The 26,706-nt window shown below is 46.2% G+C and carries 19 protein-coding genes, 2 tRNA genes and 2 rRNA genes; 17 read left to right on the top strand and 6 right to left on the bottom strand.

What is annotated here, in order from left to right:
- Positions 1-25: 25 nt before the first annotated feature.
- Positions 26-817 (bottom strand): cytochrome C assembly family protein, encoded by a 792-nt coding sequence (locus EKN56_RS16815; protein WP_130593753.1) that lies wholly within the window; start codon positions 815-817, stop codon positions 26-28.
- 173 nt (positions 818-990) lie between these two features.
- On the opposite strand from EKN56_RS16815, the gene ffh reads away from it, so the two are divergent.
- From ffh to murP, 4 genes are all read left to right on the top strand, one after another.
- Positions 991-2,349 carry a signal recognition particle protein gene (ffh, locus tag EKN56_RS16810; RefSeq protein ID WP_130592866.1) on the top strand — a complete coding sequence of 453 codons (1,359 nt, stop codon included), beginning with the start codon at positions 991-993 and terminating at the stop codon, positions 2,347-2,349.
- Between the two features lie 38 nt (positions 2,350-2,387).
- Entirely contained in the window at positions 2,388-3,248 is an 861-nt protein-coding gene (locus EKN56_RS16805) for an SIS domain-containing protein (RefSeq protein WP_130592865.1), read from the top strand.
- A 182-nt stretch (positions 3,249-3,430) separates the two neighbouring features.
- On the top strand, positions 3,431-4,333 hold the full coding sequence (murQ, locus tag EKN56_RS16800; protein ID WP_130592864.1) for an N-acetylmuramic acid 6-phosphate etherase: 903 nt from the start codon (positions 3,431-3,433) through the stop codon (positions 4,331-4,333).
- 24 nt (positions 4,334-4,357) lie between these two features.
- The gene (murP, locus tag EKN56_RS16795) at positions 4,358-5,812 is read left to right on the top strand and encodes a PTS N-acetylmuramic acid transporter subunit IIBC (RefSeq protein ID WP_130592863.1); all 1,455 of its coding nucleotides are present in this window, start codon (positions 4,358-4,360) and stop codon (positions 5,810-5,812) included.
- A gap of 68 nt (positions 5,813-5,880) precedes the next feature.
- Here the strand turns inward: murP and EKN56_RS16790 are convergent, their stop codons facing one another.
- Positions 5,881-7,002: a M20 family metallopeptidase gene (locus tag EKN56_RS16790; RefSeq protein ID WP_130592861.1), complete on the bottom strand. Its 1,122-nt coding sequence runs from the start codon at positions 7,000-7,002 to the stop codon at positions 5,881-5,883.
- Between the two features lie 242 nt (positions 7,003-7,244).
- Between EKN56_RS16790 and EKN56_RS16785 the strand changes: the two genes are divergently transcribed.
- The 5 genes from EKN56_RS16785 to rplS all read left to right on the top strand — a co-directional run bounded on the left by EKN56_RS16785 (position 7,245) and on the right by rplS (position 10,949).
- On the top strand, positions 7,245-8,660 hold the full coding sequence (locus tag EKN56_RS16785) for an amidohydrolase family protein (protein WP_130592859.1): 1,416 nt from the start codon (positions 7,245-7,247) through the stop codon (positions 8,658-8,660).
- A gap of 276 nt (positions 8,661-8,936) precedes the next feature.
- The gene (gene rpsP, locus EKN56_RS16780) at positions 8,937-9,185 is read left to right on the top strand and encodes a 30S ribosomal protein S16 (RefSeq protein WP_130592857.1); all 249 of its coding nucleotides are present in this window, start codon (positions 8,937-8,939) and stop codon (positions 9,183-9,185) included.
- Positions 9,186-9,204: 19 nt separating this feature from the next.
- Entirely contained in the window at positions 9,205-9,735 is a 531-nt protein-coding gene (gene rimM, locus EKN56_RS16775) for a ribosome maturation factor RimM (protein WP_130592856.1), read from the top strand.
- Positions 9,736-9,789: 54 nt separating this feature from the next.
- Positions 9,790-10,536, top strand: a complete 747-nt coding sequence (trmD, locus tag EKN56_RS16770) for a tRNA (guanosine(37)-N1)-methyltransferase TrmD (RefSeq protein ID WP_130592854.1) — start codon at positions 9,790-9,792, stop codon at positions 10,534-10,536.
- A gap of 56 nt (positions 10,537-10,592) precedes the next feature.
- Positions 10,593-10,949 carry a 50S ribosomal protein L19 gene (gene rplS, locus EKN56_RS16765; RefSeq protein ID WP_130592852.1) on the top strand — a complete coding sequence of 119 codons (357 nt, stop codon included), beginning with the start codon at positions 10,593-10,595 and terminating at the stop codon, positions 10,947-10,949.
- A gap of 76 nt (positions 10,950-11,025) precedes the next feature.
- Here the strand turns inward: rplS and EKN56_RS16760 are convergent, their stop codons facing one another.
- Positions 11,026-12,204 (bottom strand): pyridoxal phosphate-dependent aminotransferase, encoded by a 1,179-nt coding sequence (locus tag EKN56_RS16760; protein WP_130592850.1) that lies wholly within the window; start codon positions 12,202-12,204, stop codon positions 11,026-11,028.
- Positions 12,205-12,419: 215 nt separating this feature from the next.
- Complete coding sequence (gene bamD, locus EKN56_RS16755; protein ID WP_130592849.1) at positions 12,420-13,151, bottom strand: outer membrane protein assembly factor BamD; 732 nt, start codon at positions 13,149-13,151, stop codon at positions 12,420-12,422.
- 133 nt (positions 13,152-13,284) lie between these two features.
- Here bamD and rluD point away from each other — a divergent pair, with 133 nt between their 5' ends.
- From rluD to clpB, 3 genes are all read left to right on the top strand, one after another.
- The gene (gene rluD / locus EKN56_RS16750; protein ID WP_130592847.1) at positions 13,285-14,262 is read left to right on the top strand and encodes a 23S rRNA pseudouridine(1911/1915/1917) synthase RluD; all 978 of its coding nucleotides are present in this window, start codon (positions 13,285-13,287) and stop codon (positions 14,260-14,262) included.
- Entirely contained in the window at positions 14,262-14,993 is a 732-nt protein-coding gene (yfiH, locus tag EKN56_RS16745) for a purine nucleoside phosphorylase YfiH (RefSeq protein WP_130592846.1), read from the top strand. Before rluD ends, yfiH begins: the two co-directional genes overlap by 1 nt.
- Positions 14,994-15,132: 139 nt before the next feature.
- Positions 15,133-17,706, top strand: a complete 2,574-nt coding sequence (clpB, locus tag EKN56_RS16740) for an ATP-dependent chaperone ClpB (protein ID WP_130592844.1) — start codon at positions 15,133-15,135, stop codon at positions 17,704-17,706.
- A gap of 82 nt (positions 17,707-17,788) precedes the next feature.
- Here clpB and rtcR read toward each other — a convergent pair whose 3' ends face one another.
- Complete coding sequence (gene rtcR / locus EKN56_RS16735; RefSeq protein WP_130592842.1) at positions 17,789-19,387, bottom strand: RNA repair transcriptional activator RtcR; 1,599 nt, start codon at positions 19,385-19,387, stop codon at positions 17,789-17,791.
- A gap of 202 nt (positions 19,388-19,589) precedes the next feature.
- On the opposite strand from rtcR, the gene EKN56_RS16730 reads away from it, so the two are divergent.
- Positions 19,590-20,417 carry a nucleotidyltransferase domain-containing protein gene (locus EKN56_RS16730; RefSeq protein ID WP_130592841.1) on the top strand — a complete coding sequence of 276 codons (828 nt, stop codon included), beginning with the start codon at positions 19,590-19,592 and terminating at the stop codon, positions 20,415-20,417.
- A 12-nt stretch (positions 20,418-20,429) separates the two neighbouring features.
- Here EKN56_RS16730 and EKN56_RS16725 read toward each other — a convergent pair whose 3' ends face one another.
- Entirely contained in the window at positions 20,430-21,185 is a 756-nt protein-coding gene (locus EKN56_RS16725; protein ID WP_130592840.1) for a DUF4184 family protein, read from the bottom strand.
- A 492-nt stretch (positions 21,186-21,677) separates the two neighbouring features.
- On the opposite strand from EKN56_RS16725, the gene EKN56_RS16720 reads away from it, so the two are divergent.
- The 4 genes from EKN56_RS16720 (at position 21,678) to EKN56_RS16705 (ending at position 26,685) form a co-directional block, all read left to right on the top strand.
- Positions 21,678-23,220 (top strand): 16S ribosomal RNA (locus EKN56_RS16720).
- 75 nt (positions 23,221-23,295) lie between these two features.
- Positions 23,296-23,372 (top strand) — tRNA-Ile (locus EKN56_RS16715).
- A gap of 130 nt (positions 23,373-23,502) precedes the next feature.
- Positions 23,503-23,578, top strand: a tRNA-Ala gene (locus EKN56_RS16710).
- Between the two features lie 201 nt (positions 23,579-23,779).
- Positions 23,780-26,685, top strand: a 23S ribosomal RNA gene (locus EKN56_RS16705).
- The 16S and 23S rRNA genes sit together here with 2 tRNA genes alongside, the layout of an rRNA operon.
- The last annotated feature ends 21 nt before the right edge of the window (positions 26,686-26,706 follow it).

Here is a 26,706-nt window from a genome sequence, read left to right as displayed (position 1 = left end):
TATAAACAGCTCAAACGAAATGCGGTTAATGAGCTAAAAGTTCCTGAATCAGGCGGCTGCCAAAATAACCCATCGTCAGTAAAAATGCGCCGCTCAGACTAAACCATACCACTTTACGACCACGCCAGCCTTTACTGTAGTGGCCCCAGAGTAAAACCAGATAAACCAGCCATGCCATGGTAGACAATGTGGTTTTATGCACATTCTCCTGACCAAGTAGATTATCCAGATAAAGTACGCCGCTCAGTAAGGTAAGCGTCAACAGGATCACACCAACTTGCGTAATGTGGAAGCATTTACGCTCAATAGACAGTAGTGGTGGCATATCCGGGCTGAAGGACAATTTCTTATTTTTCAGCCGATAGTCAATCCAGGCAATTTGAATGGCATATAGCGCTGCAATAATTAACGTAGCATAAGAGAACAGGGCCAGAACAATATGAACCAGCAGCGTTGGGCTATCTTCCAGATGGGTAATAAATTCCCATGGTGTAAAGCTGGCCAGCGCCAGATTGATGATGGAAAAACTGTAAACAATAGGAAGCAATATCCAACCGCGATCTTTAGATGCCACAAATGTCATGATGGCACTGATCAACAGGCTGGTGCCTGAAGCGATGTTAAGCAAACTTAGATTCTGGCCATAGTCGACATCAAAAATACGCTGCTGAAGAGCGATTCCGTGAAAAATGAGCGCAATAGTGGCCGATATCAGCGTCCAGCGACGATGAATGCCTTTTTTTCTTAAAAGACTGGGAATAATCAACCCAAGACTAGTCAGATATGCGATCAGTGATAATATGGCGAAAACAGGCATAATAATTAATGTTTGCATAAACCATGAGAAAAAGTGTAACCAGTATAACGTTAGTGGCGATTCCCTCCAATCAATTCTCAATAAGTATCGGTAACTGACCTGAGTATTGTTCGTGTTATACTTGCTAAAATTTTACCGCTGTCGCGGATTACCATCATGTTGGGCATAAGACGATGTTTGAAAACTTAACCGATAGATTGTCGCGCACGTTGCGCAACATCAGTGGCCGTGGGCGACTGACCGAAGAAAATATTAAAGATACACTGCGTGAAGTCCGTATGGCGCTGCTGGAAGCCGACGTAGCTTTACCGGTGGTTCGTGATTTCATCAATAAAGTCAAAGAGAGCGCCGTTGGGCAGGAAGTTAATAAGAGCCTGACCCCAGGACAAGAGTTCGTCAAAATTGTTCGTAACGAACTGGTTGCTGCAATGGGAGAGGAAAATAACAGCCTCAACTTGGCCGCTCAGCCACCGGCAGTAATATTAATGGCGGGTTTGCAAGGGGCGGGTAAAACTACCAGCGTTGCCAAACTGGCTAAATTCCTGAAAGAAAAACAGAAGAAAAAAGTGCTGGTCGTTTCTGCCGACGTTTACCGTCCGGCGGCAATCCGTCAGTTAGAAACGCTGGCGGAAGCCATTAGCGTTGATTTCTTCCCATCCGACGCTCAGGAAAAACCGGTTGATATCGTTAACAATGCGTTAAAGCAAGCCAAACTTAAGTTCTATGACGTTCTGATTGTCGATACCGCCGGTCGCTTACACGTCGATGAAGCGATGATGGACGAAATCAAACAGGTTCATGCCGCGATTAATCCGGTAGAAACGCTGTTTGTGGTTGATGCTATGACCGGTCAGGATGCAGCTAATACGGCAAAAGCCTTTAATGAAGCACTGCCATTAACCGGTGTAGTACTGACCAAAGTCGATGGTGATGCACGTGGTGGTGCGGCACTTTCTATTCGCCATATTACCGGTAAACCAATTAAGTTCCTGGGTATTGGCGAGAAGACTGAAGCGCTGGAGCCTTTCCATCCGGATCGCGTAGCATCACGTATTCTGGGCATGGGTGATATGCTCTCTTTGATCGAAGATCTTGAGAGTAAAGTTGACCGCGAGCAAGCAGAAAAGCTGGCGAATAAACTGAAGAAAGGCGATGGTTTTGACCTGACCGATTTCCTCGATCAGCTTAAGCAAATGCGCAACATGGGCGGAATGGCCAGCATGATGAGCAAATTGCCCGGCGCAGGCCAGATTCCTGATAACGTTAAAGCACAGATGGATGATAAATTGCTGGTGCGTATGGAGGCGATTATTAACTCCATGACGTTAAAAGAACGTGCCAGTCCGGAAATCATCAAAGGTTCACGTAAACGCCGTATTGCTACGGGTTCGGGTATGCAGGTGCAGGATGTTAACCGCCTACTGAAACAGTTCGACGATATGCAGCGTATGATGAAAAAGATGAAGAAGGGCGGATTAGCGAAAATGATGCGCGGTATGAAAGGTATGATGCCTCCGGGTATGATGCGTTAATTTGGTATATTGATCGTTTCATGGGGGAGATGAGATAAATGGCGTGTTTATCTGTGATAGCCACCAATCTGGCTCAATTTCCCCCAATGGAAAAAAAGATTGCTGAATATATACTGGAAAACCCGAAAAAAATCAGAGAACTGTCATCTCAGGAACTGGCAACAATTTTAAATATCAGTCAGTCCGGCGTGGTTAAGTTTACGCAAAAACTGGGTTTTAAAGGCTATACCGCTTTTAAATTGGCGATCAGTGAAGAGTTGGGGCGTAGTGAGCTGGTAGCCAGTAAGTCGGCGCTTCATCTGCATAATGAAATTACCGGTGATGATACTCTGCTTGAAATTGCCGGTAAGCTGTTATTAGAAAAGCAAAGTGCACTGCATGAAACCATGAATGCTTTACAGCCTCAAATATTTGAGCTGGTGGTTGAGCAAATTTTCAATGCTAAAAAGGTGCATATTACTGGCGTCGGTGGTTCAGCTTTAATTGCGAAAGATCTCACCTATAAATTATTAAAAATTGGTATTCCCGCCTTTTCTGAAATGGATAGTCACGTCCAACTAACTATTGCCCAAACGCTGGGGCCGGACGATGTTCAAATCGCGGTTTCGTATTCCGGCATGCGTCGTGAAGTGGTTCTGGCTGCGGAAGTGGCTAAAAAGCAGGGAGCCAGGCTGGTGACGATCACCAGTTTAAAAAGCAATCCACTAAAAAGTCTGGCTGATTATGCACTTCATTCCGTGGCGGATGAAAGCCAGTGGCGCAGTTCTTCTATCTCTTCTCGTACTGCTCAAAATGCAATTACCGACCTGTTGTTTATGGGATTGGTTCAGCACAATCAGGAACATGCTAACTCACTGATTCAACAAAGCCGTGAATTAGTGAATAAAATCAGTTTGTAATCATTTCTCTGGCTAATTTTTCTCAGACTTATCTGTCACTTAATGTGTGATGAAAATCACATATTGTAGGTTCTGTTTTTATTCCCCTTAAGGAATAATTTATTATCAAATTACGTTTATTTTTGGAATAAAAAATTCCAACCATGATTAATGATAGCAATAATAAGTTTACTGAGGCCCATATGAATATCGATTTAAGCGCCATGGTCACTGAAAGTCGCAATACGGCGAGTGAAGACATCGACCAGCTATCAACGCTGGAGATGTTACGCGTGATAAACAACGAAGACAAAAAAGTCGCGTTGGCCGTTGAAAAGGAGTTACAGCATATTGCGGATGCAGTAGACATTATTAGTGCTGCTTTTACTCAAGGTGGTCGTCTGGTGTACTGCGGCGCCGGAACCTCCGGGCGACTGGGTATTCTGGATGCCAGTGAATGTCCACCAACCTATGGCACTAAACCTGAACAGGTTATTGGCCTGATTGCTGGTGGTCATCAGGCGATTTTTAAAGCGGTAGAAAACGCAGAAGATAGCCTGGAGTTAGGCATTGAGGACCTAAAGACTATTAGCTTCAGTAATAAAGATGTATTGGTTGGTATTGCTGCCAGCGGCAGAACACCTTATGTAATTGCTTCTATGGAGTACGCCAAATCACTGGGCGCTAAAGTTATCAGTATTAGCTGTAATCCGGATAGTCCAATTGCTCAACAGGCTGATATTGCTATTACTCCGGTTGTTGGTGGCGAAGTGGTTACCGGCTCATCACGTATGAAAGCCGGAACGGCTCAAAAGCTGGTTCTGAATATGTTAACCACTGGCTCAATGATCAAAATTGGCAAAGTGTATGGCAACCTGATGGTGGATGTGGAAGCAACCAACGCCAAGCTGGTGGAAAGACAAAAAAATATCGTCATGCAGGCAACCGACTGTAGTCGGGAAGAGGCAGAACAGGCATTGTCACAGTGTCAGCGTCACTGCAAAACCGCCATTGTGATGGTATTAACCGGTATGAGCGCAGAGCAGGCTAAACAGGCTTTATCAGCCAGTCATGGATTTATTCGTGCGGCAATCGCCTCTAAATAATTAGCGCGGAAATGAGAAAAAGAAATGGCTAAAATCACCAGAGAGATGATTGAAGAAATCGTTGTCGCAATCGGCGGACAGGAAAATATCCTGAAAAGCGGTAATTGCATGACGAGATTGCGATTAACACTGAAAGATAATCAGGTGGTTGATAAAAGTCGCCTTAAGGTTATTCCTGGCGTGATGGGAGTCGTGGAGAGCGATAACCAATTACAGATTATCGTAGGCCCTGGAAAAGCACAGGCTGCGGCAGAACTGGTGAATGTTCTTCTGTCAGAACAACCAATAGAAAACGCAGCCAAACCAGCAAGTGAAACTCAGCTAAAAGATATTGCCTCTTCGAAAAAGAAGGAGATGAAATCTAAGCAGAATAGTGCGATTCATCATTTTTTAACTAAATTTGCCACTATTTTTACTCCACTTATCCCCGGATTTATTGCTGCTGGCCTGTTATTAGGTTTTGCAACGCTGATAGAACAATCTTATGTTCAGAGTGGGCAAGAGGTGAGTGGTTACTTGCTGCATGTTATTGCCTACATGAAGTTATTTAGTAAAGGTCTGTTTGCTTTTTTGAGCATTATGATTGGCTATAACGCCCAGCAGGCTTTTGGTGGCTCTGGTGTAAATGGTGCAATTATTGCTTCACTGTTTATTCTGGGATATGACCCAAATGCCACTGCCGGAATTTATTCCGGTATGGATAATTTCTTTGGTCTGCATATCGTGCCGAAGGGCAATATTATCGGAGTATTGATTGCGACCATTGTCGGCGCTTATGTAGAACGAGGCGTCAGACGTTTTATTCCTGATAATCTGGATATGATCCTCACCTCTACGATTACGTTACTGATTATGGGCGCGGTAACTTTTGTGGCGATTATGCCATTTGGTGGCGTTCTGTTTAGCGGTATGTCCTGGTTATTCCTGCATTTAAACGGTAACCCAATTGGTTGTGCCATTTTGGCTGGTCTGTTTTTGATATCGGTTATGTTTGGTATTCATCAGGGATTTATTCCGGTCTATTTTGCCCTGATGGATGCACAGGGCTTTAACTCATTGTTCCCTATTTTAGCCATGGCTGGAGCCGGACAGGTAGGCGCAGCGTTGGCGTTGTATGCCAAATCCGATAAGGCATCATTATTACGTACTCAAATTCGTGGGGCGATTATTCCTGGTCTGCTGGGGGTGGGTGAACCATTGATTTATGGTGTCACATTGCCGCGGGTTAAACCTTTTGTTACTGCCTGTATTGGTGGCGCTATCGGGGGATTCTTTATTGGTTTGGTTGCCTATATGGGATTGCCGGTTGGTTTAAATACGGTATTTGGCCCATCAGGGCTGGTGGCTATCCCGTTAATGACCTCTAATCACGGCATTTTTGCTGGCATAGGCGTATATACCGCCGGATTGCTAGTTTCTTATATCGGTGGTTTTGTGGTGACCTATTTCTTTGGCACCAAAGATATCGATTTATCGTGAGGTATTTTTAGCGATAGAGAAGGGCACCGTTTGGTGCCCTTGGTATTTAAATAAACCAAATCTTCAGCTTATAACCGGGTAATCAGTTCTGCCAGCAGGGCAGAGCGAGGAGCCATGTCAGCAATATTAATATGCTCATATTCAGCATGTGGTCCTGCACCCGTTGAGCCCAATCCATCCAGAGTCGGAATACCCATCGCAGCGGTAAAGTTACCATCGCTACCACCACCAACGGCGGCATCCGTTACTTCAAAGCCCAGCGCGTTAGCGGCATCTTGAGCTTTCGCCATTAGTCCGGCGGAGGCTGCATTACGCTCCATTGGTGGGCGAACCATGCCACCTGTTACAGTTAGCTTAATCCCATCAAGTTTGGCAATTGAACCGTATATCGTCTGATGAATACGTTCGGCTTCATCCAGTTTGGTTACTCGTACGTCAATGCTCAGGTTGGCTTCTTCTGCGACCACGTTAATCTTACTACCGCCGCTAACGATCCCTACGTTAACCGTAGTGCCATTTTGTGGTGCATTAAGTGAATGCAGGTATTGGATCTGATAGGACATTTCCTGAATGGCACTGATACCGTCCTCAGGGTTATTACCAGCATGAGCTGCACGGCCTTTGATATGAACATAAAAACGTCCGGTACCTTTACGACCGGTTTTTAGTGCACCGCTGGCGGTAGTTGGTTCAGCAACCAGCACCTGTTGATAGTGCTTTGCCTGTTCTTCAATAATTGGACGGGAACTTGGGCTACCTAATTCTTCATCAGCATTACACAGAAAACGGATGTGGCGATCTCCCAGCAGATTTAATTCTTTTAGTGCTTTAACGGCCCAAATTGCCTGAACCAGTCCACCTTTCATATCCAGTACACCTGGGCCAAACAGCTTGCCGTCTTCCTGACGCAAGGTCAGACGACCAACATCCCATACGGTATCAAAGTGACCCAGAATCAGGGTGTGTTGTGAACCATTACCAATATCAAACGCCAAATGGTCGCCGTATTCAGTTTGGGGGAATACTTCAGCTTTTGCTCCCAAGTGTTCCATAAACAGTTTTTGTAGAACCTGACCGCAAGCATCAACTGCAGCTTTGTCGTGAGAAGGGGATTCGGCTTTAGCTAATAGTTCAAGATCGGCCAAAATGTGACTCTGATGTTGAGTCAAATAAGAGGAAATTGCTGACATAATTATAACCTTATTTTTATCAAGGAATCCGAGTATAACGCTTCTGATGAGGGAAAAGAAAATCGATCAAACACGCTTTTGATTTGGATCTAATACTTGTTTTGCATGTGTCCTGCTTTCTTTGCATTGTTACTTTTCTCTATGGCTTGTTAGCCTGATGATTCAGTGGGTTAGGGTTTGTCTTCGATGAATTAATCACCCTAATAATAAGTAATAACAAGGTAATTCATCAGGAGTTAATAATGTATCTTTATGATTTAGTTATTAAGAATGTCCATCTCAAAGATCCAATGAATAAAACAGATGGCTTAATGGATATTGGTATAGCCGATGGCAAAGTCGCAATAACGCACATTGATATCCCTATTATTCAGGCTAAAAAAGTTATCGACTTAAGCGGATATACTGCAATTCCCGGCATTATCGATCCTCATACTCACGTTAGTGAGTTCTGGGGAAGTAATAATGGCCAGACTATGCTGGCAAAAGCGGGTGTTTGTACCACACTGGATATGGCTGGCCCGCTGGACGATATCCTTAATTCAGTTCCACAACACGGTGCCGGACTGAATGTGGCAGTCCTTCAATTTGCCAGCCCACCTTATACGCTGACAGGCTCAAATCCTTCTGCGGATGAAATACGTACTCTGGTTGAAACCAGTCTTCATCAGGGGGCATACGGTGTAAAGCTGCTTGGTGGACACTATCCGTTAACCCCGGATGCTTCCGGGCGATTAATTGAGGAAATTGCCATTCAGGGCGGTTATGTGGCCTGGCATGCGGGCACCACTCAACATGGCTCCAATATTGAAGGAATGCGTGAAGCGGTGACTATGGCAAATGGTCACTTCTTACATTTAGCCCATATAAATAGTTACTGTCGCGGTGCAATAAATAGCGAGTTGGAAGAGACGCAAGAAGCCATCTCGCTACTTATCAATAATCCTAACATTTACAGTGAATCCTATATTTCACCGTTAAACGGTACCAGCTTGGCCTGTAAAGATGGCGTTCCCATTAGCAAAGTAACCTGTAATAGTCTGATTAAGTTGGGATTCTCAGCAACCGAGGCCGGAATGGAGCAGGCCTTTCGGGCAGGGAAAGTGGGTTGTGTTATCAATGGTGGTAGCGAAAGCATTCGAATTTGTGGTGAAGAGGGCATCAAAGTCTGGCGCGAAAATGGTACTGAACTGGGAGGAATGTTTCCGGTTAATCCTCCATTGCCTCGTATCATGTTAGCGCAAGCTAAACGTGAATCTGGTGATTTTGTGGTGGACTGTCTGTCAACCGATGGCGGCTGCCTGCCGCGCAATGTTTTGGTTGAAAAGGGATTAGGATTGGTTTTTCTTGATGTGATCACACTGGATGAATTTATTATCAAAACATCCTGGAATCCTTCACGGATGTTACGTTTATCAAATAAAGGTAGTCTGGGCATTGGAATGGATGCGGATATAACCGTATTGGATATACAGAGCCGAACACCTGTTGCTACGATTGTGGGTGGAAATATCGTCATGTACAAAGGGCTGGTATGTGGACAAGGCTCGACGATGATTTGCACCAGACAAGGGGAAGAAACGCTGAAAAAACGAGGGCTCAGAACATGCGTAACCGATCCTTCTCAGAAGCCTCTGGCGATGAGTCTGACTCGTTAATTTGAGCTAAATTTATTTAGGTCTTATCTCCTCCACTAAATTAAACTGGGGCGAAACACTTTATTCCGACATGGGTAATTGATTTATGTGGTAAGTTACCCCTGTTTATTGAGTGATGTAGTCTCTGTTCCAGCCACTTTTGGAATTGAATCACTAATATCAGGCGCTTTAGGTTGCTTTTTGCGCCAAAATGAGTAAAATTTTCGGGCTTTTTATATTGCACCAGACCCCGTTCCTCGATGGGGTCTGTGTGTTTTATTAACTAAAGAGGATGTTATGGTAACAATTCGTTTAGCTCGTGGCGGCGCTAAAAAGCGTCCGTTTTATCAAGTTGTTGTGACCGACAGTCGTAATGCACGTGACGGTCGCTTCATCGAACGCGTAGGCTTCTTCAACCCGGTTGCAACCGGTCAGGCAGAACGTCTGCGTTTAGATCTGGACCGTATCAATCATTGGACTGGTCTGGGTGCAACCGTTTCTGATCGCGTAGCTTCGCTGATCAAAGACGCAAACAAAGCAGCATAATTTGTCTGGGTGTCAACAAATGAGCAAGCTACTAAATCCGGTAGTTCTCGGGAAACTGGGTTCTACATATGGCATCCGGGGTTGGCTCAGAGTGTTCTCATCCACCGAGCAGTCTGAAAGCATTTTTGATTATCAGCCGTGGTATATCCAGCGGGCTGGTGAATGGCGGGTTATCGAGCTGGAAAGCTGGAAACGCCACAATCAGGATTTGATCATCAAGCTGAAAGGCGTTGACGATCGCGAAGTTGCCAACAGTTTGACCAATTGCGAAATTGCCGTTGAAGCTGAGCAACTGCCACCACTGGAAGAGGGTGATTACTACTGGAAAGACCTTATGGGCTGTCAGGTAGTAACAACTTCAGGTTATGAATTAGGTAAAGTCACAGACATGATGGAAACCGGTTCAAATGACGTTTTAGTGGTTAGAGCAAATCTGAAAGATGCTTTTGGCGCCAAGGAGCGTTTAATTCCGTTCCTGGATGGACAAGTTATCAAAAAAATCGATCTCACTGCTCAATTAATTGAAGTTGATTGGGATCCTGGTTTCTAACTCCGTATTTGACGCGATAAGCGTCTGGCGGTAGTAGCAAATGGAACGTTAAGTATGTGGATTGGTGTAATTAGCCTGTTCCCCGAAATGTTCCGCGCGATTACCGATTATGGGGTAACCGGCCGAGCAGTAAAAAATGGCCTGCTGAGTGTAACCTGCTGGAGTCCACGCGACTTCACGCACGATCGGCACCGTACCGTGGACGACCGGCCTTATGGCGGTGGACCGGGGATGTTGATGATGGTGCAACCCTTACGGGATGCAATACACACGGCAAAAGCAGCGGCAGGCGAAGGGGCGAAAGTTATTTATCTTTCTCCACAGGGTCGCAAACTGGACCAACAGGGTGTTTGCGAACTGGCAACTAATCAGAAGTTGATTTTGATTTGTGGCCGGTATGAAGGCGTGGATGAGCGCGTAATACAAACCGAAGTCGATGAAGAATGGTCTATCGGTGATTATGTACTCAGTGGCGGCGAGCTTCCCGCGATGACATTGATTGATTCGGTTTCCCGTTTTATACCGGGAGTACTGGGCCACCAAATGTCAGCAGAAGAGGACTCGTTTGCCGACGGTTTGTTGGACTGTCCGCACTATACCCGACCTGAGGTGTTAGATGGCATGGAAGTACCGGCAGTATTACTTTCGGGCAACCATGAACATATTCGTCTTTGGCGCATGAAACAGTCGCTGGGTCGAACCTGGCTTAGAAGACCTGAGCTTCTAAAAAGCCTAGCTCTGACTGATGAGCAAGCAATGCTGTTAAAACAGTTCCAACAGGAACACCAACAGCAAGACTAATAAGGGAAGGATAATCGTTCCCGCAGTTTCAGTTTACCTAGGGTAAGAGAGATATTATGAGCAACATTATTAAGCAAATTGAACAAGAACAGATGAAAAAGGACGTACCTGCATTCCGTCCGGGTGATTCCGTGGAAGTTAAGGTATGGGTCGTTGAAGGTAGTAAGAAACGTCTGCAGGCATTCGAGGGCGTGGTTATCGCTATTCGTAACCGCGGTCTGCATTCTGCGTTCACTGTTCGTAAGATTTCCAACGGCGAAGGTGTAGAGCGTGTATTCCAGACTCACTCACCTGTTATTGACAGCATTACTGTTAAACGTCGTGGTGCCGTTCGTCAGGCTAAACTGTACTATCTGCGTGAGCGTGCTGGTAAGTCTGCTCGTATCAAAGAGCGTCTTGGTAGTAAAGCTTAAGCAACATCCAAAAGCTATTAGTTATATACAGGGCTTAGCAATGCTAAGCCCTTTTTTTATATCTGATTTATCGTAATCAGACCCAGCCTTTACTGCGAAACTCTTTCAGTACGCTGACAAACGTTGTCATCTCTTCTGGTGTACCCAGCGTCAGACGATTCCAGCCTTTAGCCGGTGGGAATTCGCGGCCAACAAACACGTGGTATTCCTTCATTCTGTCTTGATAGGTTTTTACTTCCCCCGGAACTTTGTGGAAGATAAAGTTAGCTTGTGAAGGCAAATACTCCAGACCCAGCTCATCCAGCGCATTGGTAACAATCTTACGGGCGGTTTCTACGGAGGTTTTACTGATAGTCAGGAAAGTCTTGTCGTCCAGAGAGGCGAGTGCCGCAACCGCACCCGCAGCATTGGTATTATCCAGAGAAATAAAATCTTCAACTTGAGCAATAATCTCTTCATGAGCAACAGCGTAACCAATACGCAGGCCTGCTAATGCATAAATTTTAGAAAAGGTACGAGTTACCACCACGTTTTTATGCTGTTTTAAAATTAGCTCGATACCGCTGTGAAAACGCGGATCGGTGACAAATTCGGCATAGGCTTCATCCAGCAGAAACAAAGTGCGTTCCGATGCTGCTTTAATCCAGGGATCAATCTGATCGGCTGGTGTAATGGTCGCCGTTGGGTTATTCGGATTACACAGATACACAATGGATAAACCAGGGAATTCATCCGCAATCTTTTTCATTGCTTCAATATCAAACGCCAGCTTATCGTTTAATGGTACTTTAATAACGGCAACACCAAGCGCTTTGGCATACAGCTCGGCATAGTTGAAGGTTGGATCGGGAACAATAACCTGAACCTTCTGACCCGCTTTCTGGGCCTGATAAATAGCCATTTGAACCACAGCCTGAATGGATTCTGATGAACCATTACCTAATGAGATATTTTTTGCCTGTAGTTTGTGGCTTTCAGCTATTTTTTCAATTAACTGCTCTCTGGCAGCATCCGGATAGCGAAAGGCTTGAGGTAAGGCGTTCACCACCGCTTGCTGCGCTTTAGGAGACATTCCCAGAGAGTTTTCATTAAAGTTAAGTAACAGCGGTTGTTCTTTGGTTGGTGTCGGTAAAATTTTTGCAGCACTGGCGGTTTGATTATCCTGGCTGGCTCTGGCGACGCCGGTGGCCAAATTACCAAAAGTTAATCCACCCAGTAGTAATCCTGATGATTTTAATAACGTACGTCTGTCCATAATTCTCTCTCTTATAATGAATATTTATTCAATAAATATGGGTTATCCGCAATAACCTAGCGAGTTTCATGAATATTGTAAATATCAGGAAATAAATTTATTGTGAGAAAATAGAGAGGAATAGAGCAGCAGATGACAGAGAAGGAAGAGAAGTAATAAGTTAATCGCTATGCATTGCCCACATAGCGATTAACCGAAGGGATTATTAAAGCAAATCAGCCTTTGATATCGTTAGTTTCGATAATCTTTTTGACTTTATCCGCCTGAGACGCCAAATTTAACTGCCGATATGCATTTTCCATTAACGGTAATGCATTGCGCGTTGCTTTAGAATCAGGATAATCACGCATCATTTGCTCAACGCGGTTAACTACTGCAACAAAAGCGCCGCGCTTAGTGTAATATTGCGCAACGGAAAGCTCGTAGTTAGCCAGACGGTTGTGCAACGCCACTAAACGCTTTTGAGCATCCGCTGCATAGGCGCTTTGTGGGAAGTTTTGCACCAACTGAGTAAAGTCGCGGAACGCGGCGCGAGCATGTTGCGGATCGCGATCCGAACGGTCAATACCAAAGAAATCTTGTACGGTATTACCATCGAATGCCATATCGGTTAAACCACGCATATACATAACATAATCAATGTTAGGGTGCGTAGGGTTTAAACGGGCAAAGCGATCGATAGTGGCCTGTGCCATTGGTAACTCATCTGCTTTATAATAAGCGTAGATCAGGTCCAGTTGCACTTGCTGTGAGTAAGGGCCAAATGGATAGCGGTTATCAAGCGCTTCCAGTTCTGTGATGGCGCCCCGGAAGTTGCCGCTTTGTAGTTTTTCTTGCGCGGTTGCATACATTTCCGATGGCGGATTATCGGGGACAGTGTCCGATGAGCAACCTGCCAACGTCAGGCTCAATATGGCAGAGGCCACTAAATATTTCATACGCATCATGACGTTTTGCTTATCCTCAGAGTGTTGTTCTGGAAGCTATCCATTCAGCTTCCGGTGAGTACCAGTTACAATAGCACATTATTTTAAACGGCATTGCCGCGAAAACCCAACTTAAAACTTAAGAAGTTATTTTATGTCACAGCAAGTACAACTCACAGCAACAGTTGCCGAGTCACAACTCGGACAACGATTAGATCAGGCTTTGGCCGAATTGTTCCCTGATTATTCACGTTCTCGCATAAAAGAATGGATTTTGGAAGAGCGTGTATCAGTAAACGGTCAAATAATCGCCAAACCTAAAGAAAAAGTTTTGGGTGGTGAGTGTATCGCAATTGATGCGCTGATCGAAGAAGAAGTACGTTGGGAATCGCAAGATATTGCATTAAACATTGTTTATGAAGATGACGATATTATCGTTATTAATAAACCAAGGGATTTTGTTGTGCATCCGGGCGCCGGTAATCCTGACGGTACGGTATTAAATGCTTTGTTACATCATTATCCGCAAATTGCTGATGTACCCCGGGCAGGTATTGTTCATCGTCTGGATAAAGATACGACTGGCTTAATGGTAGTGGCAAAAACAGTACCAGCTCAGACTCGTTTGGTGGAAGCGTTGCAGGCCAGAGAAATCACCCGTGAATATGAAGCGGTGGCGATTGGTACTATGGCCGGTGGTGGTACAGTCGATGCAGCGATTGCGCGTCATCCAACCAAGCGTACCCATATGTCAGTTTATCCTATGGGTAAGCCAGCGGTGACTCACTATCGCATTATGGAGCACTTCCGCGCCCATACTCGCTTACGCTTACGTCTGGAAACGGGCCGAACTCACCAGATCCGTGTGCATATGGCGCATATTACCCACCCACTGGTTGGTGATCCGTTATATGGTGGTCGTCCTCGTCCACCTAAAGGTGCGTCTGAAGCCTTTATACAGCAATTACGCTCTTTCGACCGTCAGGCACTGCACGCCATTATGCTGCGTTTGTATCACCCAATTACCGGTGAACTGATGGAATGGCATGCGCCATTACCAGAAGATATGGTACAACTGATCGCTGCGCTACGGGCTGATACTGAACTTTTTAAAGATGAGCTGAACTGGTAATGATCCCACTAATAACGCCGGAATGGATAGCACCTGCTGGAGTGAAAGCGGTTAGCACTACGCGTAATGGCGGTGTTAGCCAGGCTCCTTATGATACGTTGAATCTGGGAAACCATGTTGGTGATGAACCAACGGATGTGCGACAGAATCGTCAGCGTTTAGCGCAGCAACTGGACCTTTCCGGCGATATTACCTGGCTTGAACAAGTTCATGGCGTCGAGGTATTAACCCTGACGCAAAATACACCAACATCTTTACGTGCTGATGCCAGCTATACCCGTACGCCGGGTAAAGCGTGCGCCATCATGACCGCCGATTGCCTTCCGGTGCTATTTTGTTCGCTAAAAGGTGATGAAGTTGCGGCGGCTCATGCAGGTTGGCGAGGGCTTCAGGCGGGAATTCTTGAACGGACGGTTGAAAACTTTATCACCACGCCGGATAACATTATCGCGTGGTTAGGGCCAGCAATTGGTCCAACACAGTTTGAGGTCGGGCCTGAAGTTCGTGATGCTTTTATGGCGGTAAATCCACTTGCAGATAGTGCATTTACCCCCAGAGCCGATAAATATCTGGCTGATATTTACCTGCTGGCTCGTCAGCGCCTTCAATCTCTGGGTATACAAAAAATTTATGGCGGCAGCTACTGTACGGTTAGCCAACCTGAACTCTTTTTTTCATACCGGCGTGAAAGAGACACCGGTAGAATGGTTAGTCTGATTTGGTTTGATTAATTTATTGATATTGAATCAGTTGTTTATTCTGTGAACCCATCTTAAAAATTTATATTGACTTTGATCTTGAAAAACGCATTCGCACCCTTATCTATATGGCATAGCAACATATATTGTTGATCTGTTTTTTGGAGGTGTTATGCGTCTGGATCGTCTTACCAGCAAATTTCAACTCGCTCTGGCCGATGCTCAATCATTAGCGTTAGGGCGTGATAATCAATTTATAGAACCTATTCATCTGATGAGCGCTTTGCTCAGTCAGGATGGTGGGAGTATTCGTCCATTATTAACTTCTGCGGGAGTTGATGTTAACCGGTTGCGCCGCGACCTGGATGATGCATTAAGTCGCGCCCCACAAGTGGAAGGCGCAGGTGGTGATGTTCAGCCATCTAATGAACTGGTTCGTATTCTGAACCTGTGCGACAAACTGGCTCAAAAGCGTAACGATAAATTTATCTCTTCCGAACTGTTTGTTCTTGCTGCATTACAGGAACGCGGTCAGTTAAGCGATCTGTTGAAAAAAGCCGGTGCAACCAGTGAAAGGTTAACTCAGGCGGTTGATCAATTAAGAGGAGGTGAAAGCGTGGATGATGCGAGTGCAGAAGATCAACGTCAGGCGTTGAAGAAATATACCATCGATCTGACTGAACGGGCAGAACAGGGAAAACTGGACCCGGTGATCGGTCGTGATGAAGAGATCCGTCGGACCATTCAGGTATTACAGCGTCGTACTAAAAATAACCCGGTATTGATTGGTGAGCCGGGCGTTGGTAAAACCGCAATCGTTGAAGGTTTGGCCCAGCGTATTGTGAATGGTGAAGTACCTGAAGGGCTGAAGAATAAGCGTGTGCTTTCGTTAGATATGGGAGCCCTGATCGCCGGTGCAAAATATCGTGGTGAATTTGAAGAGCGTCTAAAAGGCGTCTTGAGCGATCTGGCGAAACAGGAAGGTAGCGTCATTCTGTTTATCGATGAATTACACACCATGGTTGGTGCCGGTAAAGGCGATGGCGCGATGGATGCCGGTAACATGCTCAAACCAGCGCTGGCTCGCGGTGAGTTACATTGCGTTGGTGCCACAACGCTGGATGAATATCGTCAATATATTGAGAAAGATGCGGCGTTAGAACGTCGTTTCCAGAAGGTTTATGTCGCAGAACCAACCGTTGAAGATACCATCGCTATCCTGCGTGGTTTAAAAGAACGTTACGAACTGCACCACCATGTGCAGATTACTGACCCGGCTATTGTTGCGGCGGCGACTTTGTCACATCGCTATGTTTCCGATCGTCAGTTACCGGATAAAGCGATTGACCTGATTGATGAAGCTGCATCCAGCATTCGTATGCAGATGGATTCTAAACCTGAGTCATTAGACCGTTTGGATCGTCGTATTATTCAGTTAAAGCTGGAACAGCAGGCATTGATGAAAGAGTCTGATGAAGCCAGCAAGAAACGCCTTGAAATGCTAAACGAAGAGTTAGAGCAGAAAGAGCGTGAATATTCTGAGCTGGAAGAAGAGTGGAAAGCGGAAAAGGCGGCGGTCTCTGGTACACAGACCATTAAGTCCGATCTGGAGCAGGCAAGGACTTCTCTGGAACAGGCTCGCCGTGTAGGCGATCTGGCCAGAATGTCAGAATTGCAATATGGCACCATTCCGGGACTGGAAAAGCAGTTAGCGCTGGCGGAAAGCTCTGAAGGCAAAACCATGAAGCTGTTGCGTAATAAAGTGACAGATGCAGAAATTGCTGAGGTACTGGCTAAAGCAACGGGTATTCCGGTCGATCGTATGCTGGAAGGGGAACGCGACAAACTGCTTCGCATGGAAAAACAATTGCATCAGCGAGTCATTGGTCAAAATGAAGCGGTTGAAGCGGTATCGAATGCAATTCGTCGTAGCCGGGCTGGTTTATCCGATCCAAACAGACCAATAGGTTCATTCCTGTTTCTGGGACCAACCGGGGTAGGTAAAACCGAGCTGGCAAAAGCACTGGCTAACTTTATGTTTGACAGTGATGATGCCATGGTGCGTATCGATATGTCAGAATTTATGGAGAAACACAGCGTTTCTCGTCTGGTAGGTGCACCTCCGGGCTATGTCGGTTACGAAGAAGGTGGCTATCTGACCGAAGCGGTTCGCCGTCGTCCATATTCAGTTATCTTGCTGGACGAAGTGGAAAAAGCGCATCCGGACGTATTTAATATCCTGTTGCAGGTATTGGATGACGGTCGCTTAACCGATGGTCAGGGACGTACCGTTGATTTCCGCAATACAGTGGTGATCATGACATCCAACCTGGGTTCAGACATGATTCAGGAGCGTTTTGGTCAGTTGGATTATGGTGAAATGAAAGAGTTGGTGATGAGCGTAGTTAGTCATCACTTCCGTCCGGAGTTCATCAACCGTATCGATGAAACGGTGGTATTCCATCCGCTGGGTGAGAGCATGATTAAATCCATCGCACGCATTCAGTTGCAGCGTTTGTATCAACGCCTGGACGATCGCGGTTATGTCATCAGCATGTCCGAAGCGGCTTTGGATCTGTTAGCCAAAGAAGGATACGATCCGGTTTATGGTGCACGTCCGTTGAAACGGGCTATTCAGCAGGAAATTGAGAACCCGCTGGCACAGCAAATTCTTTCTGGCCAGTTATTACCAGGGGTACCGGTAGTGCTGGATGTTGAGGGTGACAAGATTGTTGCTAAGCAATAATCAGTAGTAACCAATTAAAAGAGGGTGACAAATGTCACCCTCTTTTTTTGGCTGTTTATCTGATGCGGTGAGCGGAAAATAATCAGGTTTCTGTTTTGTCTCTTTTTAGTGCTTCCCAGCTAAGGCCAAAGCGAGAAAGATACTTTCTTAATCTGTCTGCATCATTTGGGTTCTGTTTTTGCTGGCGGGAAACGGCAAATAGCTTCCTTCCCGCCTCAGACAGACTATTGCTGGCATGACAGATTTCTATAACCGCTTGCAGTTGATACTGATCAAAGAGATCTATTGGCTGATCCAGTTCCGGCAATAAAAGTGGTTTAGTGTTATATCCCCAGCTTTCCTGCAAACGCTTTATTTCATCATTTACAATATCATCACTAATTCTTCCTGATTCAGCCAGAGTCGCCATACGGGTTATGGAGGCACTCAATTCACGGAAATTGCCTGACCAAAGCGCCTCGGATGAGGTGGCAAAAGAGAGATATTTACGGCGAGATTCGGCATTAAAACGTGTTTGCTCTCCCTGTTCACGAGCAAAACGAGCCAGTTCATAATCCAGATTGGGTTCAATATCTTCACTGCGTTGAGCCAGACCTGGAAGTTTGTAAGTCCATAAGTTAATCCGGGCATACAGATCCTCACGAAATAAACCTTCACTAACCTGCTTGCGTAAATCCCGATGAGTACCTGCAATCAGTTGAAAGTGGCTTTGTGTTTCTTTATCACTACCAAAAGGAAGAAACTTTTTTTCTTCAATGGCTTTCAGTAACATTGCCTGTTCATCCAGCCCCAGTTCCCCGATTTCATCTAAAAATAACATGCCGTTATCAGCGGCCCGCAGCAGGCCAGGGCGGTCTGTTTGAGCACCGGTAAACGAACCTTTAACATGACCAAACAAAGTCGACATTGCGCTATCACCCCGAAGCGTAGCGCAGTTAACCTCAACGAATCGACCACTTATTTGATGTCGTTCCAGTTTAAGTTCATAGATACGCCGGGCAAGGAATGATTTACCCGCGCCGGTAGGGCCCACCATTAATATTGGTGCAGTAGAACGAATGGCGACACGTTCAATTTCTTCAATCAGACGGTTAAAGGTGGCATTACGCGTTGCAATCCCCGCTTTTAAATAAGAGACCGAGTTTTCACTGATTTGTTGGAAACGAGTTGATATCTGATCGTAACGACTTAAATCCAAATCGATAATGGCGTAATTGCCTTCAGGATTACCCGGATGCTCATCGTTCTTATTGTGCCTGTCCGGCATAGTTTGAATTAGCTTACCTGGGAGGTAACGGGCTTCTGTAAGTAAAAACCAACAGATTTGTACAATGTGAGTACCTGTGGTGATGTGGACTAAATACTCTTCATTTTCGGTATCAAAAGGGTAGTGTTCAGAAAAATCTAATAGCTTGGTATATACCTCTTCAATATCCCAGGGATCGTTTAAGGTAATGGTATTGAGCTTAACTTCAGTTTGTGGCGATACCAGTTGGATATCCTGAACCAGCTGTTCGGCCATTCCCCGATCTCTGGCGGCATGAATCAACTCGAGCCTGTCAATATGCAAATCAGGTTGTTGGCACATTCCTACGGTTGGACGCCATTTATTCCAGCGGTTCTCCCGCTTGCCGCGCTTATCCAAAACGGTACCTAATACACCGATCGCAACCCGCTTCATATCTTATCCCTGAATATAAATATTATCTGAAGAAATAAATTATCTTATATTGTTAATATTCGCCAGCATTAAAGTGCTTGTCTTAATTTCCATTTAAAACAAAAGATTAAATGTATTTTTAATGATGAGAGAAAGTTGGCAAGCCGATTGCAATACCTACCATAGCATTGTAAGCAATAACCAATAAAAAAGGAGAATGGTAATGAAAAAGGGATTGCTAACGAATCGTAAAGATTTACCTGTTGATGACCATCCTGTATCGGAAGAGATGAAAAAACGCATCCTGAATGAACTGGAAGAGATAGAAGTAAAGTTTGATGTCAAAGTTTTGTATGCCTGTGAATCTGGAAGTAGAGGATGGGGATTTGCTTCAACCGATAGTGATTATGATGTTCGATTTATCTATGTACATAAAGCGGAGTGGTATCTGACCGTTGAACCTGGGCGGGATGTGATAGAGCGTCCACTGGATGATGAACTGGATATCAGCGGCTGGGAATTACGTAAAGCACTGGGTTTATTAAAAAAGGCTAACCCGACATTATTAGAATGGCTGGATTCACCGATAGTTTATCGTGAGGATAGTGATTTTATGGATAAGTTTCGTACTCTGGCGGTTGAGCACTTCTCAAGTTTACGAGCGCGTTATCACTATTTATCGATGGCAAAAAAGAACTTTCGTGGCTATTTGCAAGGAGATACGGTTCGACTGAAAAAATATCTCTATGTATTACGACCACTGCTGGCGGTTAAGTGGATAGATGAACGAGCAACCGTACCGCCAATGCCGTTTTCTTTGTTACTGGATATCGTTGAAGACAAAGCGTTACTAAGTGAAATCGACTATTTACTGAAAGTTAAACGAGCAAATACCGAATCTCAATACGGTGAAAAATTAGTACAGATACATAACTTTATTGAACAAGAATTAAATTGGTATGCTTTGAGCCAGTTTAACGAGGATAAAGATGAGGAGCGATTATCGGTATTGGCATTGGACCATTTATTAAAAGAATGCGTGATGTCCTGATCCTTAATCAGTTTAATCCAGGAGCCCTGAAGAATATTTCCGGGCTCTTTTTATCTTTAACACTACAGGTGTGAGTGTTAATGAAATCATAAGAGCAGACAAACTAGTGACCACAACCATACCTGGTGAAATGGCAGGGTATATCAACGTAATTCTTATAAAAGAAATAACGAATGACAGAACGAGAACGACTAACCAATAGTTTAATGAAATATGAGTGCTGGTTTTATTATCTTTAGGCATGAGCCACAAATAGATAAGAATAGTTAATCCGCCCAACAGTGTGCTTAAGTGCTGCAATAGTTTGTGCACAGGAACCGAATAGCCCAATAGTTCGATATTGACCGAAGAGTAATGAAGATAATTGACGAAGAAAGCATCCTTGTGGGTAAAGCTATCCCAAAGTAAGTGAGAAAAGATGCCAAGCATAATAGAACCAAGAAGCACGGATTTATGCTTATTCGCATAAGCAGGCCAGTCCAATCGGGTCAGATAAGATAAACGACAGTATAAAAACTGAGGCAGATTATTGATTAAACTATTTCTGACTATGCCGTGAAAAATAAAGCTTAATAGCAGGGCTACGGGAAGATCAAACAGAAAAATACCGGATAGCGAATGACTGTAAAGGCTTTTAACCTCCATTCTTAAGAAATATTCAAAATCAGGTACCATACTGCCAGCAATTAAACCAGTCAGAGAACATCTTCTGGCAAAAAATGAGCCTAGAGGTAAAACGATTGCTGGATGTACGAAGGTAAATGGCATCGGGTTCTTCAATATGATTATGCAAATAATTCACTGACTTTATTGGGATAGTGTGAAGACAACATGAAGTGAAATCGTTTGTTCACTGTGAATATATCATTTGACGCATGTCATTCCGTTGGTGAATAAATGAACGGTTAGCATCTATTTTAAAATTAACACTTGCCAGAAGATTTTGAGTCCCTATAATGCGCCTCCACTGACAACGGATAACGTCGTCAGTCAGAGAATTAAGGTTAACGTTAAGACGTTTTAACACTTGACTCTGAAACGGATTCGCGTAATATACGCAGCCCGTGCCGCGGGAAGCGCAGCTTTCTGTCGGCCATGCTCTTTAACAATTTATCAGACAATCTGTGTGGGCACTCACAAGACGGTATCTCACGTCATTACACTTCGGTGTAACGACACAAAAAAATACCAAGTCTTAAAGAGTGACCAGACAGTAATTCATTTTGAATTATTGAAAGTAATCTTTGAGCATCAAGCTTTTAATTGAAGAGTTTGATCATGGCTCAGATTGAACGCTGGCGGCAGGCCTAACACATGCAAGTCGGGCGGTAGCACAGAGGAGCTTGCTCCTTGGGTGACGAGCGGCGGACGGGTGAGTAATGTCTGGGGATCTGCCTGATGGAGGGGGATAACTACTGGAAACGGTAGCTAATACCGCGTAACGTCGCAAGACCAAAGCGGGGGACCTTCGGGCCTCGCGCCATCAGATGAACCCAGATGGGATTAGCTAGTAGGTGGGGTAATGGCTCACCTAGGCGACGATCCCTAGCTGGTCTGAGAGGATGACCAGCCACACTGGGACTGAGACACGGCCCAGACTCCTACGGGAGGCAGCAGTGGGGAATATTGCACAATGGGGGAAACCCTGATGCAGCCATGCCGCGTGTGTGAAGAAGGCCTTAGGGTTGTAAAGCACTTTCAGTGGGGAGGAAGGATGTGGTGTTAATAGCACCATGTATTGACGTTACCCACAGAAGAAGCACCGGCTAACTCCGTGCCAGCAGCCGCGGTAATACGGAGGGTGCAAGCGTTAATCGGAATTACTGGGCGTAAAGCGCACGCAGGCGGTTTGTCAAGTCGGATGTGAAATCCCCGGGCTTAACCTGGGAACTGCATCCGAAACTGGCAAGCTAGAGTCTTGTAGAGGGGGGTAGAATTCCATGTGTAGCGGTGAAATGCGTAGAGATGTGGAGGAATACCGGTGGCGAAGGCGGCCCCCTGGACAAAGACTGACGCTCAGGTGCGAAAGCGTGGGGAGCAAACAGGATTAGATACCCTGGTAGTCCACGCTGTAAACGATGTCGACTTGGAGGTTGTTCCCTTGAGGAGTGGCTTCCGGAGCTAACGCGTTAAGTCGACCGCCTGGGGAGTACGGCCGCAAGGTTAAAACTCAAATGAATTGACGGGGGCCCGCACAAGCGGTGGAGCATGTGGTTTAATTCGATGCAACGCGAAGAACCTTACCTACTCTTGACATCCAGAGAATTTAGCAGAGATGCTTTAGTGCCTTCGGGAGCTCTGAGACAGGTGCTGCATGGCTGTCGTCAGCTCGTGTTGTGAAATGTTGGGTTAAGTCCCGCAACGAGCGCAACCCCTATCCTTTGTTGCCAGCACGTAATGGTGGGAACTCAAAGGAGACTGCCGGTGATAAACCGGAGGAAGGTGGGGATGACGTCAAGTCATCATGGCCCTTACGAGTAGGGCTACACACGTGCTACAATGGCGTATACAAAGAGAAGCTACCTCGCGAGAGCATGCGGACCTCATAAAGTACGTCGTAGTCCGGATTGGAGTCTGCAACTCGACTCCATGAAGTCGGAATCGCTAGTAATCGTAGATCAGAATGCTACGGTGAATACGTTCCCGGGCCTTGTACACACCGCCCGTCACACCATGGGAGTGGGTTGCAAAAGAAGTAGGTAGCTTAACCTTCGGGAGGGCGCTTACCACTTTGTGATTCATGACTGGGGTGAAGTCGTAACAAGGTAACCGTAGGGGAACCTGCGGTTGGATCACCTCCTTACCTGAAAGATATGCAGTTGCGTGCAGTGTCCACACAGATTGTCTGATGAAGAATAACGAGCAGAAATACCTTTATAGGCTTGTAGCTCAGGTGGTTAGAGCGCACCCCTGATAAGGGTGAGGTCGGTGGTTCAAGTCCACTCAGGCCTACCAAATTCTTCCTCATGCTGCGTTATGCTCGCGGTCGTTTACTGATGTAAACTTCCCGGTCGCATGCCTTGCCTGAGAAAGAATTAACTCTTTTACGAGTGGTAACTGAAAAGGTATCTGTACGTGACTACATGGGGCTATAGCTCAGCTGGGAGAGCGCCTGCCTTGCACGCAGGAGGTCAGCGGTTCGATCCCGCTTAGCTCCACCATTTAGTCCTGTAAATCAATACTTCAGAGTATATTGGCAACAGTATGCTGTGAAGTATTATGCTCTTTAACAATCCGGAACAAGCTGAAATTTGAATCCTCAGCCATACATGAGTAATACACTGACATGTAGTGGACTGAGCGAGTCTCTCAATTGTTTGCAACTTTAGAATGTTGTCTTTCGAGACACCTTCGGGTTGTGAGGTTAAGTGACTAAGCGTACACGGTGGATGCCTAGGCAGTCAGAGGCGATGAAGGGCGTGCTAATCTGCGATAAGCGTCGGTAAGGTGATATGAACCGTTATAACCGGCGATACCCGAATGGGGAAACCCAGTGCAATTCGTTGCACTATCATACGATGAATACATAGTCGTATGAGGCGAACCGGGGGAACTGAAACATCTAAGTACCCCGAGGAAAAGAAATCAACCGAGATTCCCCCAGTAGCGGCGAGCGAACGGGGAGGAGCCCAGAACCTGAATCAGTTTGTGTGTTAGTGGAAGCGTCTGGAAAGTCGCACGGTACAGGGTGATAGTCCCGTACACCAAAATGCACAGATTGTGAGTTCGATGAGTAAGGCGGGACACGTGACATCCTGTCTGAATATGGGGGGACCATCCTCCAAGGCTAAATACTCCTGACTGACCGATAGTGAACCAGTACCGTGAGGGAAAGGCGAAAAGAACCCCGGCGAGGGGAGTGAAACAGAACCTGAAACCGTGTACGTACAAGCAGTGGGAGCACCCTTTGGGGTGTGACTGCGTACCTTTTGTATAATGGGTCAGCGACTTATATTTTGTAGCAAGGTTAACCGAATAGGGGAGCCGTAGGGAAACCGAGTCTTAACTGGGCGTCAAGTTGCAAGGTATAGACCCGAAACCCGGTGATCTAGCCATGGGCAGGTTGAAGGTTGGGTAACACTAACTGGAGGACCGAACCGACTAATGTTGAAAAATTAGCGGATGACCTGTGGCTGGGGGTGAAAGGCCAATCAAACCGGGAGATAGCTGGTTCTCCCCGAAAGCTATTTAGGTAGCGCCTCGTGAACTCATCTTCGGGGGTAGAGCACTGTTTCGACTAGGGGGCCATCCCGGCTTACCAACTCGATGCAAACTCCGAATACCGAAGAATGTTATCACGGGAGACACACGGCGGGTGCTAACGTCCGTCGTGAAGAGGGAAACAACCCAGACCGCCAGCTAAGGTCCCAAAGTCATGGTTAAGTGGGAAACGATGTGGGAAGGCACAGACAGCCAGGATGTTGGCTTAGAAGCAGCCATCATTTAAAGAAAGCGTAATAGCTCACTGGTCGAGTCGGCCTGCGCGGAAGATGTAACGGGGCTAAACCATGCACCGAAGCTGCGGCAGCGATATGAAAATATTGTTGGGTAGGGGAGCGTTCTGTAAGCCTGCGAAGGTGGACTGTGAGGTCTGCTGGAGGTATCAGAAGTGCGAATGCTGACATAAGTAACGATAAAGCGGGTGAAAAGCCCGCTCGCCGGAAGACCAAGGGTTCCTGTCCAACGTTAATCGGGGCAGGGTGAGTCGACCCCTAAGGCGAGGCCGAAAGGCGTAGTCGATGGGAAACAGGTTAATATTCCTGTACTTGGTGTTACTGCGAAGGGGGGACGAAGAAGGCTAGGCTATCCGGGCGACGGTTGTCCCGGTTTAAGCGTGTAGGTGGAGTGATTAGGTAAATCCGATTGCTTATTAACACTGAGGCGTGATGACGAGCCACTACGGTGGTGAAGTAGTTGATGCCCTGCTTCCAGGAAAAGCCTCTAAGCTCCAGGTAACATTAAATCGTACCCCAAACCGACACAGGTGGTCAGGTAGAGAATACTCAGGCGCTTGAGAGAACTCGGGTGAAGGAACTAGGCAAAATGGTGCCGTAACTTCGGGAGAAGGCACGCTGGCATTAGGTGAAGTGGTTTACCCATGGAGCTGAAGCCAGTCGAAGATACCAGCTGGCTGCAACTGTTTATTAAAAACACAGCACTGTGCAAACACGAAAGTGGACGTATACGGTGTGACGCCTGCCCGGTGCTGGAAGGTTAATTGATGGGGTTAGCGTAAGCGAAGCTCTTGATCGAAGCCCCAGTAAACGGCGGCCGTAACTATAACGGTCCTAAGGTAGCGAAATTCCTTGTCGGGTAAGTTCCGACCTGCACGAATGGCGTAATGATGGCCAGGCTGTCTCCACCCGAGACTCAGTGAAATTGAACTCGCAGTGAAGATGCTGTGTACCCGCGGCAAGACGGAAAGACCCCGTGAACCTTTACTATAGCTTGACACTGAACATTGAGCCTTGATGTGTAGGATAGGTGGGAGGCTTTGAAGCGGTGACGCCAGTCATCGTGGAGCCAACCTTGAAATACCACCCTTTAATGTTTGATGTTCTAACTTTGGCCCGTGATCCGGGTTGAGGACAGTGTCTGGTGGGTAGTTTGACTGGGGCGGTCTCCTCCCAAAGAGTAACGGAGGAGCACGAAGGTTAGCTAATCACGGTCGGACATCGTGAGGTTAGTGCAAAGGCATAAGCTAGCTTGACTGCGAGAGTGACGGCTCGAGCAGGTACGAAAGTAGGTCTTAGTGATCCGGTGGTTCTGAATGGAAGGGCCATCGCTCAACGGATAAAAGGTACTCCGGGGATAACAGGCTGATACCGCCCAAGAGTTCATATCGACGGCGGTGTTTGGCACCTCGATGTCGGCTCATCACATCCTGGGGCTGAAGTAGGTCCCAAGGGTACGGCTGTTCGCCGTTTAAAGTGGTACGCGAGCTGGGTTTAGAACGTCGTGAGACAGTTCGGTCCCTATCTGCCGTGGGCGCTGGAAGATTGAGAGGGGTTGCTCCTAGTACGAGAGGACCGGAGTGAACGCACCACTGGTGTTCGGGTTGTCATGCCAATGGCATTGCCCGGTAGCTACGTGCGGAAAAGATAACCGCTGAAAGCATCTAAGCGGGAAACTTGCCTCGAGATGAGTCTTCCCTTGGACCCAGAGTCCACTGAAGGAACGTTAAAGACTATGACGTTGATAGGTCGGGTGTGTAAGCGTAGCGATACGTTGAGCTAACCGATACTAATGAACCGTGAGACTTAACCTTACAACACCGAAGGTGTTTTGG

Source organism: Limnobaculum zhutongyuii, assembly GCF_004295645.1.
GTDB classification, from domain to species: Bacteria; Pseudomonadota; Gammaproteobacteria; order Enterobacterales; family Enterobacteriaceae; genus Limnobaculum; species Limnobaculum zhutongyuii.
The sequence above is the reverse complement of the archived record's forward strand: the minus strand, read 5'-3'. Positions and strand labels throughout refer to the sequence as shown.